The following is a 547-nucleotide window of genomic DNA, read 5'->3' on the forward strand; positions in this document are numbered from 1 at the left end:
TTCTTCGGGATCAGCCCGCGTGAGGCTGCCGCGATGGACCCGCAGCAACGGCTGGTGCTCGAAGTCGCCTGGGAGGCACTGGAAAACGCCGGAATCCCACCACACACCATCCACGGCACCCAAACGGGGATCTTCGTCGGCCTGACCGCTTATGACTACATGCTCACTCTCACAGAGAACTTGAGCCATGAGGATTACGACGCGTATGTGCCGTTCGGGAATGCGGCGAATTTCGCCGCGGGGCGGTTGTCGTACTTCTTGGGTGTGCGTGGCCCGGCGGTGGTCATCGACACGGCATGCTCGTCGTCGCTGGTGTCGGTGCACCTGGCCTGCCAGAGCCTGCGCCGCCGCGAAAGCGACACCGCCATGGCGATTGGCGTGAACCTGATGCTGCGTCCCGAGGCGAATATGGCCCTCACCCGGTTTGGGATGTTGTCGCCGGATGGTCAGTGCAAGACCTTTGATGCCGGTGCTGACGGCTATGTCCGCAGTGAGGGTTGTGGGGTGGTGGTGCTCAAGCGGCTCAGCGATGCCCTCGCCGACGGGG

1 protein-coding gene is annotated in these 547 nt (G+C 63.6%); it reads left to right on the plus strand.

What is annotated here, in order from left to right; all coding sequences use genetic code 11:
• A partial coding sequence (locus D6M19_RS34065; protein WP_164478836.1) for a beta-ketoacyl [acyl carrier protein] synthase domain-containing protein occupies nt 1-547 on the plus strand: 547 nt, incomplete at both ends.

It is taken from the genome of Mycolicibacterium stellerae (assembly GCF_003719305.1).
Lineage (GTDB): Bacteria > Actinomycetota > Actinomycetes > Mycobacteriales > Mycobacteriaceae > Mycobacterium > Mycobacterium stellerae.